20 protein-coding genes are annotated in these 21,109 nt (G+C 41.8%); 7 read left to right on the forward strand and 13 right to left on the reverse strand.

The genetic code is table 11. The features are described 5' to 3' along the window. Positions 1–270 precede the first annotated feature (270 nt). Complete coding sequence (locus C508_RS0106935) at positions 271–1,194, forward strand: DMT family transporter (RefSeq protein ID WP_039796976.1); 924 nt, start codon at positions 271–273, stop codon at positions 1,192–1,194. A gap of 111 nt (positions 1,195–1,305) precedes the next feature. On the opposite strand, the gene C508_RS0106940 is transcribed toward C508_RS0106935, so the two are convergent. Genes C508_RS0106940 through C508_RS0106955 form a run of 4 tightly spaced genes read right to left on the reverse strand, consistent with a single transcriptional unit; the run spans position 1,306 to position 5,730 of the window. Further along, a complete protein-coding gene (locus C508_RS0106940) occupies positions 1,306–2,919 on the reverse strand; it encodes an HD-GYP domain-containing protein (protein ID WP_018702820.1) in 1,614 nt (537 codons plus the stop codon). 12 nt (positions 2,920–2,931) lie between these two features. Next, positions 2,932–4,776: a SpoIIE family protein phosphatase gene (locus C508_RS0106945; RefSeq protein ID WP_018702821.1), complete on the reverse strand. Its 1,845-nt coding sequence runs from the start codon at positions 4,774–4,776 to the stop codon at positions 2,932–2,934. A 6-nt stretch (positions 4,777–4,782) separates the two neighbouring features. Beyond that, positions 4,783–5,172 carry a DUF1987 domain-containing protein gene (locus C508_RS0106950; RefSeq protein ID WP_018702822.1) on the reverse strand — a complete coding sequence of 130 codons (390 nt, stop codon included), beginning with the start codon at positions 5,170–5,172 and terminating at the stop codon, positions 4,783–4,785. A 12-nt stretch (positions 5,173–5,184) separates the two neighbouring features. Beyond that, a complete protein-coding gene (locus C508_RS0106955) occupies positions 5,185–5,730 on the reverse strand; it encodes a SiaB family protein kinase (RefSeq protein WP_018702823.1) in 546 nt (181 codons plus the stop codon). Between the two features lie 272 nt (positions 5,731–6,002). Between C508_RS0106955 and C508_RS0106960 the strand changes: the two genes are divergently transcribed. The 5 genes from C508_RS0106960 to C508_RS0106980 all read left to right on the forward strand — a co-directional run bounded on the left by C508_RS0106960 (position 6,003) and on the right by C508_RS0106980 (position 10,725). After that, positions 6,003–6,320 carry an ArsR/SmtB family transcription factor gene (locus C508_RS0106960; protein ID WP_018702824.1) on the forward strand — a complete coding sequence of 106 codons (318 nt, stop codon included), beginning with the start codon at positions 6,003–6,005 and terminating at the stop codon, positions 6,318–6,320. A gap of 222 nt (positions 6,321–6,542) precedes the next feature. Continuing rightward, positions 6,543–7,127 (forward strand): helix-turn-helix domain-containing protein, encoded by a 585-nt coding sequence (locus C508_RS0106965; RefSeq protein ID WP_018702825.1) that lies wholly within the window; start codon positions 6,543–6,545, stop codon positions 7,125–7,127. Positions 7,128–7,355: 228 nt separating this feature from the next. Then, the gene (locus C508_RS0106970; protein WP_018702826.1) at positions 7,356–8,159 is read left to right on the forward strand and encodes a hypothetical protein; all 804 of its coding nucleotides are present in this window, start codon (positions 7,356–7,358) and stop codon (positions 8,157–8,159) included. Positions 8,160–8,170: 11 nt separating this feature from the next. Continuing rightward, positions 8,171–9,259: an AAA family ATPase gene (locus tag C508_RS0106975; RefSeq protein WP_018702827.1), complete on the forward strand. Its 1,089-nt coding sequence runs from the start codon at positions 8,171–8,173 to the stop codon at positions 9,257–9,259. 5 nt (positions 9,260–9,264) lie between these two features. Continuing rightward, positions 9,265–10,725, forward strand: a complete 1,461-nt coding sequence (locus tag C508_RS0106980; RefSeq protein WP_018702828.1) for a vWA domain-containing protein — start codon at positions 9,265–9,267, stop codon at positions 10,723–10,725. Between the two features lie 133 nt (positions 10,726–10,858). Here the strand turns inward: C508_RS0106980 and C508_RS0106985 are convergent, their stop codons facing one another. From C508_RS0106985 to C508_RS0107030, 9 genes are all read right to left on the reverse strand, one after another. Then, on the reverse strand, positions 10,859–11,449 hold the full coding sequence (locus C508_RS0106985; RefSeq protein WP_018702829.1) for an undecaprenyl-diphosphatase: 591 nt from the start codon (positions 11,447–11,449) through the stop codon (positions 10,859–10,861). 142 nt (positions 11,450–11,591) lie between these two features. Further along, positions 11,592–12,161 carry a response regulator gene (locus C508_RS19420; RefSeq protein ID WP_018702830.1) on the reverse strand — a complete coding sequence of 190 codons (570 nt, stop codon included), beginning with the start codon at positions 12,159–12,161 and terminating at the stop codon, positions 11,592–11,594. A 92-nt stretch (positions 12,162–12,253) separates the two neighbouring features. Then, positions 12,254–12,880 (reverse strand): Crp/Fnr family transcriptional regulator, encoded by a 627-nt coding sequence (locus C508_RS0107000; protein WP_018702831.1) that lies wholly within the window; start codon positions 12,878–12,880, stop codon positions 12,254–12,256. 336 nt (positions 12,881–13,216) lie between these two features. Next, positions 13,217–13,624, reverse strand: a complete 408-nt coding sequence (locus tag C508_RS0107005; RefSeq protein WP_018702832.1) for a hemerythrin domain-containing protein — start codon at positions 13,622–13,624, stop codon at positions 13,217–13,219. Between the two features lie 232 nt (positions 13,625–13,856). After that, positions 13,857–14,183, reverse strand: coding sequence for a DUF2325 domain-containing protein (locus C508_RS0107010; protein ID WP_018702833.1), 327 nt, complete (start codon positions 14,181–14,183; stop codon positions 13,857–13,859). Between the two features lie 138 nt (positions 14,184–14,321). Continuing rightward, on the reverse strand, positions 14,322–15,608 hold the full coding sequence (locus tag C508_RS0107015) for an O-acetylhomoserine aminocarboxypropyltransferase/cysteine synthase family protein (RefSeq protein WP_018702834.1): 1,287 nt from the start codon (positions 15,606–15,608) through the stop codon (positions 14,322–14,324). Between the two features lie 398 nt (positions 15,609–16,006). Further along, positions 16,007–16,924, reverse strand: a complete 918-nt coding sequence (gene metA, locus C508_RS0107020; RefSeq protein ID WP_018702835.1) for a homoserine O-acetyltransferase MetA — start codon at positions 16,922–16,924, stop codon at positions 16,007–16,009. A 463-nt stretch (positions 16,925–17,387) separates the two neighbouring features. Continuing rightward, positions 17,388–20,096, reverse strand: coding sequence for a phospholipase D-like domain-containing protein (locus tag C508_RS0107025; protein ID WP_018702836.1), 2,709 nt, complete (start codon positions 20,094–20,096; stop codon positions 17,388–17,390). Beyond that, positions 20,080–20,811, reverse strand: a complete 732-nt coding sequence (locus tag C508_RS0107030; protein ID WP_018702837.1) for a hypothetical protein — start codon at positions 20,809–20,811, stop codon at positions 20,080–20,082. Before C508_RS0107030 ends, C508_RS0107025 begins: the two co-directional genes overlap by 17 nt. 81 nt (positions 20,812–20,892) lie before the next feature. On the opposite strand from C508_RS0107030, the gene C508_RS0107035 reads away from it, so the two are divergent. Continuing rightward, on the forward strand, positions 20,893–21,109 hold a 217-nt coding region (locus C508_RS0107035; protein WP_018702838.1), incomplete at its 3' end, for a transposase.

A 21,109-nucleotide genomic window follows, 5' to 3' on the forward strand; every position in this document is an offset into this window, starting at 1 on the left:
AACTTATATGCGCTAGAACAATAAAGCAGATCTGGGGATATCTAAGTGTCTCCGAAAAATCGATTGTAATTATTATTTGATTCTTTTTTCTTTTCTGAAATTCCTGCATTGCAACCATAATGTACTTACTATCAATGAATACCAGCCAAGCACTACTAGCCATTATATTGAGCCAAAATCAAAATCGTGTTACCATTTGCATAGTGTAGCCTTAATAAATTCATGCGTTAACCACTATAGAAAAGTATCGAAAACATAGGAGTGTCTTTTTTGAATCAATTCTTCCATTGTTCACGCCCATGGGGCTGGCTCTTTTTAGTAGTGCTCCTCTGGGGTGTCAACTCAGTCTCAATAAAATATCTTACCTCTTTTTTCCCTCCCTTGGCTTTAGCTCCCATCCGCCTAACACTGGCAAGCTTACCTCTGTTATCATTTGTATTTTATCAATACGGCTTTCGAGCGCTATCCATGCAGGCATTCCTGCCAATTGGCGGCATCGCTTTGTTTTGTATTTTTTTGCATCAAATTGCCTTAACATTAGGACTTGCCGCAACCAGCAGCACTCATAGCGTACTTATTCTTGGTTTAAGCCCCTTACTCACGGTAGCTGGCGCCATGCTGTATGAAAAAGAATCCCTTGCACCAGCTAAGCTGCTAGGAGTTTTCTTAGGATTTTGCGGGTTAGGTTTCGTCGTGCTGGGAAAGTCCCAATACGGAGCCACTTTAGTGGGAGATGCCCTTATACTCCTTGCAACGCTAACCTTTGTAATTGGTTCTTTTTTTGTAAAAAAAGCAACCCTCCAGCTTCCGCCCTTGGTAGTTACCGCGTACAGCCATGCCCTTGCCGCTGCCGCCCTTGTGCTTTTGGGATTACTTACTAATTCCACTTGGATGTACGCCTCCGCCACTGAGCCTTTCCCCATTGCCGTGCTTCTTTTTTCCAGCTTTATGAGCACAGCGTTGGGAGCGCTGCTATGGAATATGAGCATTCAACAAGTTGGCCCATCTACTGCGTCTCTATTTCAAAATGCAACGCCCGTTATCGGCATCTTGGCTTCCTCGTTCTTTTTAAATGAAGAATTGGCTTGGAATCATTTTTGCGCTCTCACTTTAGTCTTATGTGGCGTCTTTTATGGAACAGGTATAATCCAATTACCCAATAGAATGTCTGCCTCCATTAAAAAGAATTTATAACGCATTACATCGGCTGCTATCGTTTCTATTTTGTATATTTTTAGATATGGCAAGACCTCCTGCTGTAGTTTTCATTCTACAACAGGAGGTCTTGCTATTCGTCTCCCGCTTTCAAAAGCCCGCCGTTAAAAAAACGCAAAATTGTTCCGCCAAAACAGGATCAAACTGTCGGCCTTGGCATGCATGGATTTCCGCTTGCGCCTTTTCCGGTGATAAAGCTTTCCTATAAGGCTGGTCATGAGTCATTACGTCATACGCGTCTACAATTGAAAATAGCCTTGCAAAAAAAGGGATTTTTTCCCCTTTGAGCCGATAGGGATAGCCGCTTCCATCCCAATGCTCACGAACCGCGAGAATTAGCTCTGCAACTTCTATCTCTCCAATGGCTTGCGCCAACCGATACCCAATTTCACTATGTTTTTGCACTATTTCCCGCTCTTCTGCGGTCAAAGCGCTCTCTTTTCCTAATAGCTCCGCTGCAATCGCCACTTTTCCAATATCATGAAGTTCCGCTAATCTTTGCAACGACTTCTTTGACTCAGCGGCAAAGTCTGGTTCCAAATGCTTAGCAAAGGCAACCGCCAGTTTCCCTACTCGCTGCAAATGCTCTTTTTTTTCAAGGCAAGCATCGTTTAAGGACGATTGAAACACTTGCAAAACGGCATGACGAAACTCTTTGCTTTTCTGAAGCTTATCCTTATACATTCGACTCTCAGCTAGCGCAAAGAGTTCGTTAAAAATTAAGTTAGATTGCGTCTGTGTCGCGGTTCCCATCGCAATACTTAAGGGTACTGCTTCCCCTGCGATTTGTTTACACCTGCTGCGTATCTCCTCACACATCGCAAAGCATTCCTGTTCATTGGCGCACGGCAGTAGGAGCAAAAATTCATCACCGCCCCAACGAATAAGAACATCTCCTTGACGGGCAACTTGCCGTAAGACTTCCGCCAACCGGCACAACATGGCGTCTCCATGCAGATGTCCAAACACGTCATTCACTAACTTTAATCCATTCATATCTACTATAACAATACTAAGAGGCGACTTATTTTGTCGAGAAATCTCCGCCAACGCAAAGTCCGCATGCGCACGATTATATAGCCCTGTCAACGCATCATGATAACTCAAAAATTCAATTTTAGCTTCCGCTTCTACTTGTGCAGAAATATCCGTCAAAATCATCATAACTAAAAAAGAATCTGTTTCACTTTCCGGTGCAGCAACAATTTTACATTCTACCTGCACTTCAAGCGGTCCAATAGGAAAACGAGAAGGAATTTCCCCTATTTTTTCACGATTTCCTGATGCGCCGTCAAAAACCACTTTTAAGCACTCGGCCAAACTATTTTTTCGTTCTTTTTCTCCCTGACTTAATAAATCTACAATCGACTCCCCTGCAATCTCTCTGCCAAAAATTCGTACGCATTCTGCACTATATTGTCGACTCACCTGCAGATCTTTACCAAAAGTTAAAAAGCCTTGATTAGCATTATCAAGTAGATTTTGAAGTTCTGATTGATGTTTTTTTACTAGATACCCTTGACTATCGCTAATATAATATACCTTTTGCGACTGTCTTAGTAGTTTTTTATATTCCCCTAAAAGGGCTTTATACGGCCCCAACAAAGGATTTGTCACATTCTCGGGCGCATTCACCGCACTTTCCGCTCTATCAACCACCTTGCGCTCGCCATCAAAAAGTTCTTCATTTATATCTCTTCCCAAGATTACACCTCCTTACCGCAGGGAAAAGCCAAGCAACGTAATATCGTCACGCTGTGACTCCCTCCCCTGATATTCCTTCAAACACTGAGTCAACCACTGCTTCTGCCCCTCCATCGGCATAGTTGCGCACGCTTCAAGGCTTGTAATCAAACGTTTACGCCCAAAGGGATACTCATTTTCTTCACCATTCTGATCCGTATAGCCATCGGTAGCCAAATAAAAACGATCTTCCTCTTGCGCCATGAGTTCATGGGTTGTAAATTGCAGGTCCTCTTTGGCACGACGATAGCCAATACTTTTTCGGTCTCCTTTTACAGCGCATATCTGACCATCCCTTAGCCTATACAAAACAATCTTCGCCCCAGCAAAAGTAATGCGCCTTCCTTCAATCAGGCAAATTCCTATATCCAAGCCGTCATCTGTAATATCCGTCTGCTGTTGCCGATGTAAGGTAGCTTTAAATTCGCGATTTAACTTAGCCAACACCTCAGAAGGGTTATGCACTCCCTGCGCCACTATGTGATTCAGTAACGTGTTTACTGCCATCGTCATAAACGCCCCTGGCACACCATGACCTGTACAATCGCAAAGCGCAATAAGGCTTTTATGGGAATTGACTCGCCGACTCCAATAAAAATCGCCGCCTACAATATCTCGCGGCTTCCAAATCACAAAATGTTCCTTAAAAGTTGCGTCTAGTTCAGAACTCGCCGGAAGGATCGCCTCTTGCAACCGCTTCGCATAGCTTATACTATCCATGATCCTTTCGTTTTGCAAAGACAGCTCGCTTGTCCGAGTCAATACCAAGCGTTCCATTTCTTGGTTAAGCAGCAACGCCTGTTTTAAGGGGTTAGCAATTTTTCGAGAAACAAAATAAAAAACAAAGATAGAAAGCGCTAGGGTAATTAAACTTGCAACCATCGTATTCCACTTAATGCTATTCAAAACGGTCAAGCTTTCTTCACGCGGCACTCGTATTACTAATTTCCAATCAGTACCTTGCATCTTTTGATAAGCTAAATCGAAGACTTTCCCCTGTGCATCTTCATAATCAAGAGTCCGTGCATTCTTTACAGTCGCTTCTTTATCATCGATAATCGCCGCAGCCACCTCTGGAGGCATATAATCATTTAAATACATCCCGTTTTGAGCTACCTCATCGGCTAAATGAATTTTCCCCTTTTCATCTACCAGCCAAATCACACTATTCCGGCTGTATTTATACCGCTGAAACTCAGCCGCAAATTCCTTGATACTCAAGCCTACGCCAGCAATTCCGATTGGCTTATCAACATCCCCCACCAAGGCGTTTACGAAAATAAAGGTATTTTGTCTCGCACTATTATAATCAATATTAAGCAGTACCTCTTTATGTAATTTCAAGCTTGAAAAAAACCAGCTTGCCATCGGATCAGTCGGAGACATAACTTGAATCATCCGAGCGCCTTCCGCCCAATATTGGTTTGTTACCGCACTCACAATAAAGGCATTGGCATAATCATAATTACGATAAATTTCTTCTAAGCGAGCTTTGGCAATTTTTCCATGCATTTCATCTTTCTCGCTGCTCAAAATCCATGCCGCAACCGCTGGGTCACGCGCCAAAAGCAATGAAGTTTCTTTGGCTCTTTCGATTCTTCCAGCGATTTTAGAATCAACAGCATCGATAATATTCACCATGTCTTTGGTTTTAAGTTTATCCAAAGCCGCATCACGTGTGACAAAATAACTCATAGTGCCAGTAAGAACGACCGATGCCATAATGACCAAACAAGCAAGAACAACGACATTAATCGTGTTTTGATTGTAAATCAGCCCCAAATTGCCTGCTTCCAGTCTTGGCTCTTGTTTGTTCATCAGTTTTTACACGCCTCCAACAAGACTAATCTCAAACGGCAGCTCCAGATCTTCCTTAAACTCTTCCGCGCACTCTAAGGCTTCCTCGTTTTCTTCATCATAATACCAGCGAATTTTAACTTTTTTCCCTTGTTGATATGCATTTTCAAGAATATCCAAGAGCATCATGATGCATTTTGCGCTGCTTGTATTGATATACGGCATATGAAAATAAATGTCCAAGATAAGTTCCGTATCTGTCGCATTTAGATAGTCTTCTAACCACTTAAAAATCGGCTCATAAAACCGGAATGCATTTTCCGGATAGGATTGCCCTTCAATAGATAACTTCCCTCTTTGGGCGTCAAACTCCACCCTCGGGGTTGATTTTGTCTGTTCAATATATAAACCTTCCATCCTAACTCCCCCTCAAACGTAAACCTCTAAGGTAAAAAAGGACACCTCATTATCAAGATGTGCAAAAGTATATTTCATAGGCTTTTTAGCGCGTCTAGCCATATCTATAATTCCTAGCCCCGCACCGTCTGACTCTGACAAAATTGGTTTTCTCATTTCTTCCTTATACCGTTTCTTTAAGGCTATTTTATCCAAGCCAGCAAGCTCTTCAAATTTAGCGGTTAATACTGCAACATCTTGGTTATCTATCAAATTTCCCGATGCCACAAAATATCCATCCTCGGAACGTCCAATCGTAATGATGCCAGAATTCGCAATCCTCTCTCCTATTGCAGTAGACGATTTGCGAATCGAATAGTTCCTGATATTCTGCGTCTGTTCAATAAATACTGAAAATACGTTGTATGTATCCCCCTGCGACATAGAATCATCTTCTAAGTACTTTTTTACTGCATCTCCAAGTTCTTCAATAATTGCTTGCGTAAAGCGTCCAGAAAAATTAATCAATACGCCATAATTTTGCAATACTTTTTGAATTTCTAATAAATCAATACTCATATTTTCATCTCCTTTTCTTCTGTCTGCAACTTACGACCTACAGAAGCATTCCCTGTCTTTCCTTTTATCTCCTGCCCTATATCCAGAACCGCATGAAAAAATTTACGTTTTAACCCAACGAGTTTACCGGAAAATTATAACAATTTCGTAAGTTAACATACTTTTAAATTGATTTCATTCGATACTAATAATAAAATAATAGTGATAATAGCTTTCATTATTTTACATAGTCTCCATAACGATGCAATGACTATGACAAGGAGGGATATTTTATGGAAAAAGCCATAGCTACTATGACAGCAAATTATCTTAAAGCAATGTCTCATCCTAGCCGAATCAAAATAATAAAAATTTTAGTCGAACAGGATCACTATGTAAAAGATATTGCAGCCAAGCTCAACATAGAGCAGTCAAACTTGTCCCAACATTTGAACGTACTAAAAAAGCAAGGAATTGTTGACTCAAAAAGCGAAGGAACGAGCGTATTGTACTGGTTGAAAAATCCTACTACCCATAAAATCATCACAGCCGCAGAAGATGCTTTAAAAGAGCAGATAACCCAAAGTCAAGCACTGTTAAAGCGTTTTTAAAGAGTCTGAACAAACGCCATTAGAGATTGATTATTTCTCTAATGGCGTTTTACTGTTCTTGCAGGTTTCTCTGTCTTAACGCCGCTGACCATCATTTTTTCCCTATTCTAATCAGATTTTGCTTGCGCCGACCTCACTTCAGCTAGTTCATATAAAACTCTACGATTCGTCGATTGATCATATCCCCAATATCATCTACACTAACTTTGTGAGGTGATACAAATGGATTGTGAAAAAATCGGCGCTATGATTTACAAGCTCCGCAAAGAAAAAGCTATGACCCAAAAACAACTGGCCGATCTTATGAATATCAGTGATAAAACGATTAGCAAATGGGAAAGAGGACTTGGCTGCCCTGACATCTCTCTCTTATCTGAATTGGCAAAAATTCTTGACGCCAACATCGATGAACTATTAGCAGGCAAATTAACGCAAAATGAAATGGTCTGTGGAAATATGAAAAAGCTAAAATTCTATGTGTGCCCCCAATGTCATAATTTAATTACCGCAACAGGCGATGCCACTATATCGTGCTGCAGTAAAAAATTGACCGAATTACTTGCTACGCCAATAACCTCGGAACACGCTCTTACTGTCGAGCCGGTTGAAGAAGAGCTTTATATAACATCTCCACACGCAATGCAAAAAGAACATTACATCTCTTTTGTCGCCTATATTACCGGCGATAAAGCGTTCATAGCGAAGCAATACCCGGAATGGAATCTTTCTTTACGTTTCCACAAACTAGGCCATGGTCAGCTTTTCTTTTATTGCTCAAATCATGGCCTCTTCTCTCAACGTATCTAATTAATATATTCATCGATTCTTACGCGAGACCTCTACCTGGGAATGGTAGAGGTCTCCTTCCTTTCTTCCCGTTTGAAGGCTCGCTCCTCTTCAAATGCTGTAAAATCGTCTTTATATTATAGAATAGACCCTATAAGTTGAAAGTGTTATAATAAATTTGATTTAATCTTGATAAAAAATCGTAAGTAATAATCAAAACAACAACATGCAAATTAAAGGAAAACAACTATGGAAAATACAACTTTTATGGATTTGATCCGTCAAAATCCCCATGCCATCACTTCGATCTCAAATCCAACAGATGAGATGAAGTTGCTTGCCATCAATAAAAACGGTCTCATGCTAAAACATATTAAAAATCCAACAGAAGAAATGAAGCAAGCCTCTCTTGCCAGTAATAGCCGCGCTATCGAATATATTGAAAATCCTACTGAGGAAATGATGCAAAAAGCGATTACGGCTAGTTGGACAAACTTAGAATATCTAAAAGCCCCCTCAGCGGCGGTTATTGAGCAGGCTCTCAAGCAATCCGGCTGGGCGATTAAGTATGTAAAAACACCCAGCCAATCCCTACAATTGCTGGCAGTAAGCAAAAATTACGATGCGATCCGATTTATCAAAGAACCGAGCGAACAAGTCCAGCTAGCGGCCATCCAGCATAGCTACGAAGCGCTGCGCTATATCAAAGCTCCTACGGCCCAAGCGGAACGACTTGCAATCCATCAAAATGAACGGGCCATTCAATGGGTTAATGATCTTACGAAAGCCAAAATTCTAGAATTGATCGCCATCAATTTTCTTGTTATTAAGTTTGTTATGAAAGAAATCTCTACAGATGAATTGCAGCAAGTCTTACAAAAAGAGCTCGCCAAAGAGACGGTTGAAGAAAAATACGTAAGAGATTTTTTAAATTACAGCACCATTGATAAGAAAAGTCCCATTATGGCAATTGACAGACTCTTGCTGATTGATCAGTATGGCAGTCGCACCGCCAAGCGAATTGCAGTAGACGAAAAACTCAAGTTACTTTAGGAGGAACCCCTGTGAATTTTATCAATACCTTAACAAGCGCTGAGTTAGTACTTGCAAGTGAATCTGTCCCTCTCATTGTCGGTGAAAGCGGCATTGGCAAGACCGATCTAGCGAAAGAACTAGCCCGCAAAAAAAGCTGGAGTCTCATCACCATTGACGCCAATCTCTTAAAAGAAGGCGAAATCGGAGGCCTGCCTACGGTAATAGACAGTACAACGATTTATGCCGTCCATCATAAATTAAAAGAATTAGAAAAAGCTGCCGCCCAGGGCGAAACGGTCCTATTGTTTATTGATGAAATCAATCGCTGTGAGCATGCCGTACAGCAGGAGTTAATGAATTTAATTTTAAACCGGGAAATTAACGGCTTTACCCTGCCGCCAACCGTAAAAATCCTGGCAGCTATGAATCCTTCCGGTAAATATGGCGCCGAATATGACTACCAAGTCGTCGATATGGATGTCGCCCAGGAAAATCGCTTTGTTTGGCTCTATATGGAACCAGATTATCAGCAGTGGCTCGACTGGGCGACAGAAGCCGGACTCGAAGCAAAAGTCATTGAATTTATTGCTACTTTTCCTGAGTACCTGCATAAAATCAACGAATCAGACTTACGGGCCACCCCGAGAAGCTATGAACGGATCTCTAGTATTTATAAGAACTACCATGAAAATGCCGCTTCGATTTCCCGTTCCGTCTTCCTAAATGTAATTCGCGGCAATGTAGGCCGAGTCATTGCCGAAGAATTTGTCAGCTTTGTCGAATCAAACTATGAACCGCTTATTACCTATGAAGATATCTTTTCTGGCGCATCCTTATCTGACGCGGTGCGCCAGCGAATCAAAGCAGAAAGCCATACAAGACTCTATCTTGCGGCGAAAAACATCCTTAAGCACCTGGAAGCCCAGCTAGCCCAGGAATCTAATGAGCCAGTGCAAATCGTCAGCCGTCTGATTAGTTTTTTACAGGCTTGTCCTGCCGACTTAATGATCGGGCTCATGAAGGATATGAAACAAAATTATGAACAAACCTATACAGCGGCCCTCGCTGATGATGCTTTCGTCGAAGCTTATTTTGCGACCTACCGCGCAAGCAGGTGATAGCAATGAATCCCCATGCAAGCCATGCTGATTTAATAAACGCCCTTCCAATATCCCCTGCTGAAAAAACTCCTTTTTCCCAAAAGCGGCAAATCCTCTATGACGAAGCTAAGACCATCATCACTGAATTCCTCCGTTCCAATAAGCAGGACACATCCCGTAGAGTTCCGATTCCCGACGCTTTTAAAGAAAACTTTTTTCAGCTGGTTGATCAAGTCAATCTCGGCCTCATGGCCGCTCACGATAATTTCTATGGCTATTTTTTGTTTCAAATGGAGCGAGAGCTCCGCTTTGACATGCCCAGCCCTACTGGCGTCAATTTCAAAGCGCCTCGCTATATTTTGCACTTTAACCCCGTCATTTTTCTAACGCTTACCAAAAAACAAATGGAAAGCACGATTAAGCATGAAATTCTTCATGTTTTGTCGCTCCATTTATTACGAGCTAGAAATTTCAAAAACCAGTATGGCACCCTTGCCACAAATATTGCCATGGATATTGTCGTCAATACGCATCTTGATTATCTGCCTCCTTACGCGACGACACTAGCCTGGGCCAATTCGTATTATCAGTTACAGCTCCGACCTTTTCAAACCTTTGAGTATTACGCCGGAAAAATCCAGGCGGCTATTGACTTGCTCGCTACCGATGATGACGGCGCCCTTGATGACAGCCGCATGAATGAGGCTTTAGAAACAAAGTACGAAATTGAGCGAACCCATGATCTCTGGCAAGAATCCAGTGAGACTGACACGAAAACCTTTCTTGAAATCACCGAAAAGCTGGCGTTTAAGGCCCAAAAAGGCACGCCTCCAGCTTATATCCTCAGCATGCTGGAAGCTCTCGCCGCCCATAAAAGTGAACTTCCCTGGAACTTGTACCTTAAGCAGGTCTTAGGTTCAGTAGCCAGTATGAGACAAAAAACGACAGCCCGCCGCAACCGTAGACAACCAAACCGTTTGGACCTGCGAGGTGAATTGAGAAGTTATAAGGCTAACATCGCCGTAGCTCTTGATATGAGCGGCAGCATTAGCGACGAAGAATTTCAGCAGGCCATGCAAGAAGTCTTTGCCATTGTCAAAAACTACAAGCATGAAATCACTTTAATCGAATGTGATGATGAAATTCGCCGCATCTCCCCCGTAAAAACAGTCAAAGATCTTAAAGCGCGGTTGAATTTTCGCGGCGCTACACGGTTTACTCCGGTCTTTGACTACGCCAATCGTCACAATATCAACTTACTCATCTATTTTACAGACGGTCAAGGCGAAAAAGCCCTACAAATAGAGCCCAAAGGCTATAAGACCTTGTGGGTTCTTTCCGGCAACAGTAAGGGTCTCTCCCTAACTACAGCCTATGGCGCCGTGAAAAAGCTTAAACAAATCGAAAGCAAGGATACTACTGCCAATGATGTAGACTTTCGCGACGGCTATTCCATGAATTCTCAAGAAAAAAACCATATATAAAAATAGCAAAAGCACAATTTTCGGCATATAGAAAGGACAAACTTGCACACTGCTAGTTTGTCCTTTCTATATGTCTTTTCCCCTTTTACTTCCAGATTCGCCTTCTCCCCAGCTAAGCCGCCCCTACTCTATATTACAATTTACCTTTTCTATATTGGCAGGACCTAACAAATGACACTATATATTCTTCAAAGTAAAAATATGCCTTTCGCACTTTATGTTGCCACAAATTTCGGTAGCAAGCGTTAATCAATAAAGCTAATGCAAATCCACCCAAAATATCAATCGGATAATGTACGCCGACATAAACTCTAGAAATGCCGACTACTATTGCTAAACAGGCAAAGACAATGCCGCAAGTTCTATAAGGAGCGATAAGGCCCAAGGCAATGGCCATGGTACCTAACGCATGGTTGCTTGGAAACGAGCTATTTGGTACATGCTGAATTAGTTGGTTCACATTATGCCCGACAAAAGGTCTTGCTTCTGGATATATATAGCCGATGACAAAAGACAGCAGCATGTCAATAATCGTCATAGTTACTATATCAATTGCTGTTCTCCGCAAGATTTTACTTTCTTTGTAAAATCCATAAAGATACATGCAAACCAGGGTAGCCATAAACACATACGGCAGATAATTTGAGATACCGATCATCATTTTATCCATTAAAACACTTTTATACGCCAGCCCATTGATTATCTCGAAAAAATACAAATTCATATTCATTCTCCATTTATTAAATAAATCTCATTATGCCAACGCCGAAAGTGCTTGTCAAATAACAAAAGAGTAACGAGACAACAAAAAAGCTCCTATTTTCATAGAAGCCGGGCCCATATAAGAACGTAAAAACGAGGTTCTCTCAATTTTTCTTTGCTTTTTCATAATCTTTATCTAGCTCTGCTTGGCTTACTAAGACATTTGACCAAGGTCCCAGTTTCATACAATTTTGAGGACAATAGAAGCTTACTAAATCTCCAGAATTCACTTCAATCATTTGCTGGCTGCAAACATGGCATTTTGCAACTAACTCTTCCGCCGCCGCTTCTTTAGTGCTCAAATTCATAACTCGATTCACAACACGCTTCAAAGCTTCATTTTGATAGGGCTTAACAATAAATGCATCGCTCCCCAACATGACGCTTTCTTTAATTATTTCCTCTGAATTGCTGCTGCTGCACATAATGACCTTCGAATGCGGATGGATTTTTTTAATCTCCTTCAACACAGAGACCCCATCAATTCCTGTCATTATAATATCTAAAATAACCAAAGAAAACGGCCTTTCTTTTATTGCTTGCAATACTTCTTCGCCATTTTGGGCCTGGAATATCTGAGCCTCGCTAAAACCAATATCTACAAGCGCCCGCAATAACATAGTGCGCGCAAACGGCGAATCATCTACTACTAAAACAGATAGTTTGGAAATCATAGTTTGCCTCTTTTCTCAATTATCATCGCTTTAACCAATGCGTTCCTTAAAAGATCATGAACCCGCAATGTCATTATAACATGCGACTATTCTCATGGCGCTTTAAAAAACTCACCTAACTTGTCACAATCTAATATCGTAATGCGTCCGTTTGCGATACAGATTAAGCCTTGCTGGGATAATCTCTTTAACTGCCTGGAAACGGTTTCTCGCTTTAACCCCAGCAAATCTGCCAGATACGTGATGCTTAAATTCAAAGTTATGGTAGTCCCCTCGGGTCCAGCAACGCCAAAATCTTTCGAGAGCTTCCAAAGCTTAGCGGCAACACGCTTATCTCCGCGCAACGCAGTAGAGGTGTTCTTTAGTTGCCGATACATCCTCCTTACTTTTAAGGACAGCGAATCTAAAACACCCTTCGTCAAAGTAAAATCATGTTCCATAATCTTCAAAAACTCGTGCTTATTAAAGCAGAGAACTTGCGCTGTTTCAAAGACTTCGCAATTTACAGATGCTGTCACCCCTTGTAAAACTACCTCATTGATCAAATCTCCTTGGTCCAAAATAAAAATAACTTTTTTCTCGCCCTGTGCATTCGTTTTGTAAAGAGAAACTAAGCCGCTGACCACAACATAGATTGTCTCCACTGGATCTCTATCAAAAAACAAATGCTCCCCCTTACTAAACTGGCGCAAATTGCCGCAGGCCGCCAGCGCATTCATAGACTGGGGAGAACTCTTTCGGAATATCTCGACCACAGACATGGCTTCTTGTATCTTCATTTTCATCGCAGCCAACCTTGTACTATGAATTTTTGTTCACTTATAAAATAACATATTTTACATCAATGTCCTAGTGGCTCTTCCTAAGCAGCAATCGATTGTAGTTTAATCAAGCTCCTTAAATATAGAAAAAAGCCGACCAAGATGACCTTCATCCTAATCAGCTTTCTTTCTGCCAGCAAGCAAAAACACTATTAACTTGTCTTCTTCCGATACTACTTTTTAAAATTCAACTCAATCTAGCCTCTATCTTCCTGAAGCATAGCCATAGAAAAATCATTTCAGAAGAGGGTATAAAGACATATTTTCCTTATTTATCCTTGTTTCCAGAGCAAGAAAAACCGTCTTAGTCTCATCTAAGAAGGCGGCAGCGTTTTCAGCAATCTTGCTCGCCCCCATATATTTTGTCTTATACGCATCAAACACTTTAAACAATTCACCCATTTCGTTGGCAAAAGCTTCTGCAGTTGTTCTAATTGCAGCTTCTTGGTGCTTAACTAGTACTGGATAAACAAATTTATCCTCTGATGACAAATGAACTTTTAAAATTCCCGCTAACTGAGCCACTGTTTTAGAGATTTCAAAGGCATGTTCTCTTACTTGCTCTTGATTTTGATAAGCCCGCACTTGTTTGATCAATGCAAAAACCTCATCATGCTGTCTTAGTATATTCTTAATATCCATAATTAACCCTCCCTATTGCCTACTACCTTGGCTATATTATATCGATAGTATTGCTTGCAATGCTGTGATAAGCATCACGTAGGAAGGGTAAACAGAATAAAAGGTAATAAACTCTTTGCATCATCTGGAGTCAAAAGGTCTGACTCTTATTTGCAAGCCTTGTTGCAGGGATCTTAGCTACAACAAGGCTGTCTGCGCATCTTTCAAGGAAGTTTCATGCGGGAACACGGGTTCAATGCTGCCGGCTTGCCGTCGGACAGCTCAGACTATAGGCAGCATTATTTAAATGGAGGAATTGCTCCTGCAGGGAGCTCCAGGATCGCTGCGCGAAAATAGTACGAATGCCCTGGCTTTTTGCTTGTTCTTTAATGTGTTTGGCTGTACCGTGATTAACAAAATCCACCAGCACCACGACTAAGGAGGTATCGCGCGAAATTTTAAAACGCTTGCGGTCTGCTGTTTTGCGACCACAGATGTGCTCAATTTCTTTAACTCCATAGTCTTCCAGATGTTTGCGCATATTTCCCAAATGGTCAGCGCCTACAATCATTATTGACATTTTGTCTCCCCCTTCTCTCACATTACTGAAAAATAAAGAAAAGTAAAGGGCCGGCAAACAGGCGCTTACGCGCTCTGTTCGCCGGCCTTCCGCTTTCGGATTAGCCGTACTTCATCTTAATTTAAATTGAACCACTACTTACTGGCGAGCAGCGGCAAAGCCGCGTTCCAAATCCGCCAAGAGATCTTCTACGTCTTCAATACCGATAGAAAGACGAATCATATCGTCCGGCGCTCCCGCTGCAACACGTTCGGCAGCGTTCAGCTGGGAATGCGTGGTGCTGGCTGGGTGAATAACCAAGGATTTAGCGTCGCCCACATTGGCCAACAAAGAGAAAAGCTGCAGTGAATCAATGAACGCTTTACCTTCCTTCAAGCCGCCCTTGATGCCAAAGGTCAGGATAGCCCCCGCGCCTTTAGGCAGGTATTTTTTCGCCAATTCATGCTGCGAATCACCTTCTAGCCCCGGATAATTAACCCAGGAAACCTGCGGATGCTTTGCCAAGTATTGCGCCACATGCAAGGCATTATCCGCATGACGACGCAAACGCAGATGAATGGTTTCCAGTCCTTGCAGGAACAAGAAACTGTTGAATGGGCTGACCGTAGCGCCCAAATCACGCAGAATCTGCACACGTAAACGCAGGATATAGGCCAACGCCCCAAGATCTTTGGTATAACTCAGTCCGTTATAGCTGGGATCAGGTTCGCTCAAATTGGGGAATTTACCGTTATCCCAGTTGAATTTACCGCTGTCAATCACAATGCCGCCCATGGAAGTTCCATGGCCGCCTATAAACTTGGTAGCCGAATGGATGACAATGTCCGCGCCAAAACGGATAGGCTGTAGCAAATAAGGAGCAAAAGTATTATCGACAATCAACGGAATGCCGTTTTCATGGGCAATTGCCGCCACCGCTTCGATGTCCAAAACATTGATCTGCGGATTCCCAATAGTTTCCGCATAAAGAGCCTTGGTATTAGGTCCAATGGCTTTGCGGAAATTCTCCGGATTGCTGGAGTCGACAAATTTCACAGTAACCCCCAACTTCGGCAGAGTATGAGCAAACATATTGTGCGTGCCGCCATACAGGCTCGCCGAACTGACAATATCATCTCCTGCTTGGGCAATGTTGAAGATTGCGCTGCTGATCGCTGCATGACCGGAAGCAAAGGCGACGGCCGCCGCGCCTCCTTCCAAAATGGCCACCCGTTTTTCAAAAACATCAGTCGTCGGGTTCATAATCCTCGTATAAATATTACCGGACTCCTTCAAGCCGAATAAATTAGCGGCATGATCACTGTCATGAAACACATAGGCTGTGGTTTGATAAATAGGCACCGCCCGCGAGCCGGTGGCAGGATCCGGTTCCTGTCCTCCATGAACTACTAATGTGTCTGTCCGCAAATCTGTTGGCAAAGCCATTGAGCAACACTCCTTCTCTTTCATCTTCCCAACCCGAAATCAAGAAAGGCCAAGGAAACGCACCATCTGGAACGTCTCCCTGGCCTTCAGTTATCTGATCAGTCAGGAATCAAGTTTCTAAAATTATGTCTTTATAGTAGCACAGCATTCATCCTGCGTCAAACGCATTTTTCAAAAAGCACAAATTCGCCTTGTGATTTTCAACAAACTGTAACTAAGAACTAAAATGATACCTGCCACTGAGCCTGCGCCTCCATGAATCGGTCCTGCTATAAAAATTGCCCCGTTGAGGCTGGCTGCAATAAAGATCATCCAATGCCTAGAAGAGTCATTTTTCCTCTGCCTGGCGTACTTGTTATCGCCAGGCTTAAAAAGAATCAGCTACTGCTGTTTTCTTTTTATAAGGTTTCTAAATCATACGGCGTATCTTGGTACATATAGTAGTTGAGCCAGTTGGCAAAAAGCAAGTGCGCCGCACTGCGCCAGGTAACCAAAGGCTTTTGCGTCGGATCATCTTGTGGGTAATAATTGCGGGGCACTGCAATGTCTAATCCTTTAGCAATATCGCGCTCATACTCCTTGTGCAGAGTCAGCGCATCGTATTCCACATGGCCCGTCAAAAAAATCTGTCGACCTGTAGCATCTGCTACCAGGTAAACGCCAGACTCCGTCGATTCCGCTAGAATGCGGAGCGCTCGCACCTGCTCTAGCGACTGCCTACAGATATCGGTATGCCGTGAATGGGGCACATAAAAAATATCATCCAAGCCGCGCAATAGCGGCTCTCTCTCTGTATCAGTGCAGCGATGCGGAAAGACGCCGAACATCTTTTCCGGCAGATCCACCTTCGACACGCCATAATGATAGTACAGCCCCGCCTGCGCTCCCCAACAAATATGCATAGTCGAATATACATGGGTCTTTGACCATTCCATGATCTCGCATAACTCCGGCCAGTATGCTACTTCCTCAAAAGGCATCTGTTCCACCGGGGCGCCGGTGATGATCATACCGTCATATTTGCGATTCTTCACATCCTGGAAGGTCTCATAGAATTTCACCAAATGATCTTGCGACGTATTGCTAGGTTCATAAGATGCCGTATAGAGCAAGTCAATTTCTACCTGCAGCGGCGTATTACCCAAAAGGCGCAGCAACTGCGTTTCCGTAACGATTTTCGTCGGCATCAGATTGAGCAGCAACAGCTTCAATGGACGAATATCCTGCGAGTACGCCCGGTCCTCATCCATGATGAAAATATTTTCGCTTTCCAGCACGCTGCGCGCCGGCAGGCGATTGGGGATTTTAATCGGCATAGCATCCTCCGTGCAAAAAAGGTCAGAAAAGCAACGCTTTTCTGACCTTTAGTATTTCTGATCAGTCAATTTACAAAAATATTATTTACAAAATATCATGATTTTTATTTCCTGTCAAGCAAAAACCGAATACAATCCGATATATAATGTCAACTTTCGTACATGTCTCGCTTCCTCTAACCCCTTTTTATTTCGCCGACATTAAGCCCAGTTCCTTATTGCTTTCTAAGTCCAACCCCCACTGTATTGCTATTTATCTTCGTGGTCAGTCTTCATCTGATTCCATTGTGTCCACGAAAATAGAGCAGCTAATCTTCCTCAATATCCTAATTAAACAACCTCGTTATACCGTTATATATGATACGGTTCTCCGTATCATATATAACAGCGAAATCAATGGTGGTAGTTTTTACCGCATCAAGTATAACGGCGGCTTTTAAAAAATTTTTATTATCTTGGCAAACTAAGACATTTCCCTATATAACGATTCATCACTTATATCTCGAAATTCAACAAAATTTTTAACTACATCGCATTCTATCTGTTGATAACAACACTTAATTTTACCATTATCTATTTTATTATTTATCCACCACATTTCGTGTCCCTTACGATATCTAATACGCTGAATCAATTGTTTATTAACTTCATACCTAAAAACCTGTCTAGACCAATGCCTTTTAGGATTGTCATTCTCTATCACTATCGTGAATAAAGTATGCATTGCCCAATCCTCAACATTCACCATCCAATATAGTGCTTGTACAATAATCCAATTTAAATGCTCGTTTTCAGCATTTGTCAGAATTGAAACTCGCGGACTATCTACACGATCAATAGTAGCCGTATCCACCTTTCGAAGTGTCTTTATACGTCCCTTTAACTCTACTATGGAAATATCCTCAAAAGCCTCATTAATCAACTTAATCGCTGCAGCATCCATTCGCTTCTTATCCCAGCCGAATAAACTGCTATATGCCGCTACCTTAGAAAAGAATTGTTGGTCAATGAGTCGTTTTATTTTTATTATGTCTTTATTGATTTTTTGCAATAAGCACTGGGTAGCTTTCTTGCTCTGCACAACTTCCCACATTTCTCCATCATCCTGCGCCGCAAAATGATTTGCCAACTGTTCGGCAACCATAACTGGTAATATTTCATTTGTAAATGTTTCCTTCTCCTCATCACTAAGTTTTAGCTCATATAACAGTAGTTTGATTAATTTTTCGTGAAGTTCCCCATATTCTCTCAAGACAATATCCGGTTCCAATAACGGCTCTCCAGCTTGATCCCGCCGAACTACAAGTTGACTTAAACTGTTGGTTATGACCTTGTAATTCAAAAAAATCACTTCCGGCTTAACACGAGAAACATATATCTCACTTGCAATCCCCCGAAGGTACTTTCGCATAAAAGCATGGAAGCGCTCTCGAATAAAGTCTCTATCGCCATCAGTAAGCACAATACTTGTTATATTGCTGTTTTGCGCAGCAGAATTTCCCATATCTTTATTCGTGGTGATTATTCCCAATTCAGCATATATTGCATTGACATAGTGGTTAAAAAGACCGGATTTATCATAATCACCCACACCTATCGTCCAATCTTCGTATTGTGATTCATCCTCATCGACAAAATACTGTACATCCTTATCTGCATCTTCCCCATATAATGTTTGACTCGCTACCTGAAGTTTCTGGGGCAACGGCGGCAGATCTTTCTCGTCTAGTTTTAATTCAGTGAAAATAACGGCAAGTACCCCTAATATATAATCGCGGGACGAGAACTCGGGATTCCTAAGCAGTGCTTTTTTATTATAAGCTGCTTCACCGCTCCTGGCCTTGTCAAGACTCTCGGTATCATTGAGCCACAAGACATTGGATAATAAACTTTCATCCTCTCGCACCCCTCGAACTTGAACAAAAGCCGGTAAAATAGCATGGTTAAATCCTTCAATCAAGAGAACAAGGCGGTTATCATTTTCAGTTTGTAAAACACCGGCAAAGGAATCCTTCCCATTGATCAAAATTTTATAAACATAATCTTCTTGTCTGTTTTTTATAGTTACTTTTAGAGATTTTTCCACAACGGTGGCGTCCAAAAGATGAATTTGATTCTCTAAAGCTGTGTACCCTGATATTGCTGTGAATACAAACTGCTTGGGATTCAATTCTTTAAGAATAACATCTTCTCCCAATATTAAATCCTGCCACTTCCCTTTCTCGCTCTTATAAAACATAACAGTTTCCGCATTACCAGTCCTAGCTGTTTTTAGCAGTGCCGCCGAAGTGAAATTAGCACTACCCCAAACAATATAATCTGCTACGTTAGTATGAAATGCCAAGACTTTAGCATGATTTCGGGAATCCCCATCAAACTCAATTCGCTTTAAAGCATATTTAACACCTAGTTTATTGGCTAATTTCACAAATGCCTCTGCATCAAAATTACTAAACCGTTCTTGGGTAATTATTTCAATTTCTTTTATCCCCTTGGTTTTATGAAGATAGTTAACAATGCGATTATCAGTATCAAAGTATGGACTTAAGACCGTAAGCCCTTGTATCTCGTCAGGCATAAGAGAGCTAATCTGATCGTAAATTGAAGCATCTATATTATGAAGAAAAACCGCTCGTTGCTTAGCAACAAATACAGGTAATTTCTCCAAACAGGACTTAAAGGCCTTCTTTAAGAGAGCGAGAGAAAGTCTAGTTTCTTCACGCATTTCAGTCAGGCTCTCCAGACCTTCGAGAAATAAATTCACACTTTCATAATCTGAAAACACACTATCCATATCGCTAGTACAGTGGCCTGAGAATATTTCCTTATTGGTAAATAAACCCGGAACAGTAAGATTTCCACTCCCTATCAGAAGTTTACATTCATTATCGTTGACTAACAGATACACCTTGGGATGAAACACTAAGCCTGCCGAAACAGTCTGTACAACATAATCTTTGCCAATAGACTTTATAGAGTTGCATTGTTGGAAAGTCTCCCGATGAGCTGCACTGTCAACAAACAAGCAAATATTTCCGCATCCGTTTTCACGAAGTTTTCTCAAGACTTTACGCTCAAAAAGCACTAGGTCATGAGTGTAGGTTAATATAAGCACATGACTCCAGCTTTGTTCAAAAGCATCTAATATATCAACCTTATTGGATAGAACCAAACTCCTCACCCCATATTCTATCTTCTACCAACCTGGATAGCTGCGCTACCTTTTGAATGGTGCTTTGTCCAAGTTCAGTTACTACAACCTTGTCGGAATTGATTTTTATCAACCCCAGATCATTCATAACCTGTAACAACTGCTCAACCCTAAACTGATTAAAATTAGGTTGATAGCTATCAATTGCCTCTAACCTGCCATCATTATCTACGAACCGAAAGGTTTCAAGTTCATAACCTAATATTTTCCCTAAGGCAGTTGAATGATGCTGGCAAACAACATATTTATCTAGCACAAATCGGCAAAAACCGCCAAGAGTGCTATCCTCCCTAAGGAGTCCATCCACATCACCTACGAACTCCGCTAAGGAGATATGAGTGTCTCCCCCCATCTCGGCAAACATTGAGCAATACTCATCGCTCCTAAGGTCGTTTAATTGAATATAGAGCATCATCAATAGTGAAACGGGTGTTGCAAAATGATCATTCCACTTTAAAGCATCCATTCTACTACTGCCGATTGCAGAAATACATTCCTCTTCTTGAAGAGTAGGCAGTTGTTCGATGAAATCTGCCAATTTGCTATCAGGATCAAAGACTATCTTCACATCTCCAAAACGAACCTCGTCTTTAAATATCTTCTTATCTAGAAACGTGCTTAAAGAAATACTCTCCACCCATAATTCTTCGATCAAATGACACATCAATGTTTCCAAAGTGGCATGCCCCCCGAAAATCGAGCCAGATTTTAAGTTAGAAAAAAGTATGCTAGACTAACTTAAAAAGGAGCGAAAAACATGGGGAAGAAAAGGTATACGGCAGAACAAATCATCGTGCATTTAAGAGAAGCGGAAATCCTGTGCGGACAAGGAAAGACGATTGCTGAAACCTCACGGCAGCTCGGAGTAACAGAGCAAACGTATTATCGTTGGCGTAAGCAATACGGAGGAATGACTTCTTCCGATGCTAAAAAGCTGAAAGAACTTGAGAAAGAAAACTCTCGTTTGAAGAAGC

Source organism: Anaeromusa acidaminophila DSM 3853, from assembly GCF_000374545.1.
Lineage (GTDB): Bacteria > Bacillota > Negativicutes > Anaeromusales > Anaeromusaceae > Anaeromusa > Anaeromusa acidaminophila.

Bases quoted from the DNA above. Each gene is read 5' to 3' on its own strand.
- C508_RS0107000 (WP_018702831.1), bottom strand. From the start codon at position 12,880: ATGAATGCGCTGGCGGCCTGCGGCAATTTGCGCCAGTTTAGTAAGGGG.
- C508_RS0107010 (WP_018702833.1), bottom strand. From the start codon at position 14,183: ATGTCAATAATGATTGTAGGCGCTGACCATTTGGGAAATATGCGCAAA.
- C508_RS0106945 (WP_018702821.1), bottom strand. From the start codon at position 4,776: ATGAACAAACAAGAGCCAAGACTGGAAGCAGGCAATTTGGGGCTGATT.
- C508_RS0106985 (WP_018702829.1), bottom strand. From the start codon at position 11,449: ATGAATTTGTATTTTTTCGAGATAATCAATGGGCTGGCGTATAAAAGT.
- C508_RS19420 (WP_018702830.1), bottom strand. From the start codon at position 12,161: ATGATTTCCAAACTATCTGTTTTAGTAGTAGATGATTCGCCGTTTGCG.
- C508_RS0106950 (WP_018702822.1), bottom strand. From the start codon at position 5,172: ATGGAAGGTTTATATATTGAACAGACAAAATCAACCCCGAGGGTGGAG.
- metA (WP_018702835.1), bottom strand. From the start codon at position 16,924: ATGCCGATTAAAATCCCCAATCGCCTGCCGGCGCGCAGCGTGCTGGAA.
- C508_RS0106980 (WP_018702828.1), top strand. From the start codon at position 9,265: ATGAATCCCCATGCAAGCCATGCTGATTTAATAAACGCCCTTCCAATA.
- C508_RS0106960 (WP_018702824.1), top strand. From the start codon at position 6,003: ATGGAAAAAGCCATAGCTACTATGACAGCAAATTATCTTAAAGCAATG.
- C508_RS0106955 (WP_018702823.1), bottom strand. From the start codon at position 5,730: ATGAGTATTGATTTATTAGAAATTCAAAAAGTATTGCAAAATTATGGC.
- C508_RS0106970 (WP_018702826.1), top strand. From the start codon at position 7,356: ATGGAAAATACAACTTTTATGGATTTGATCCGTCAAAATCCCCATGCC.
- C508_RS0107005 (WP_018702832.1), bottom strand. From the start codon at position 13,624: ATGGATATTAAGAATATACTAAGACAGCATGATGAGGTTTTTGCATTG.
- C508_RS0106965 (WP_018702825.1), top strand. From the start codon at position 6,543: ATGGATTGTGAAAAAATCGGCGCTATGATTTACAAGCTCCGCAAAGAA.
- C508_RS0107015 (WP_018702834.1), bottom strand. From the start codon at position 15,608: ATGGCTTTGCCAACAGATTTGCGGACAGACACATTAGTAGTTCATGGA.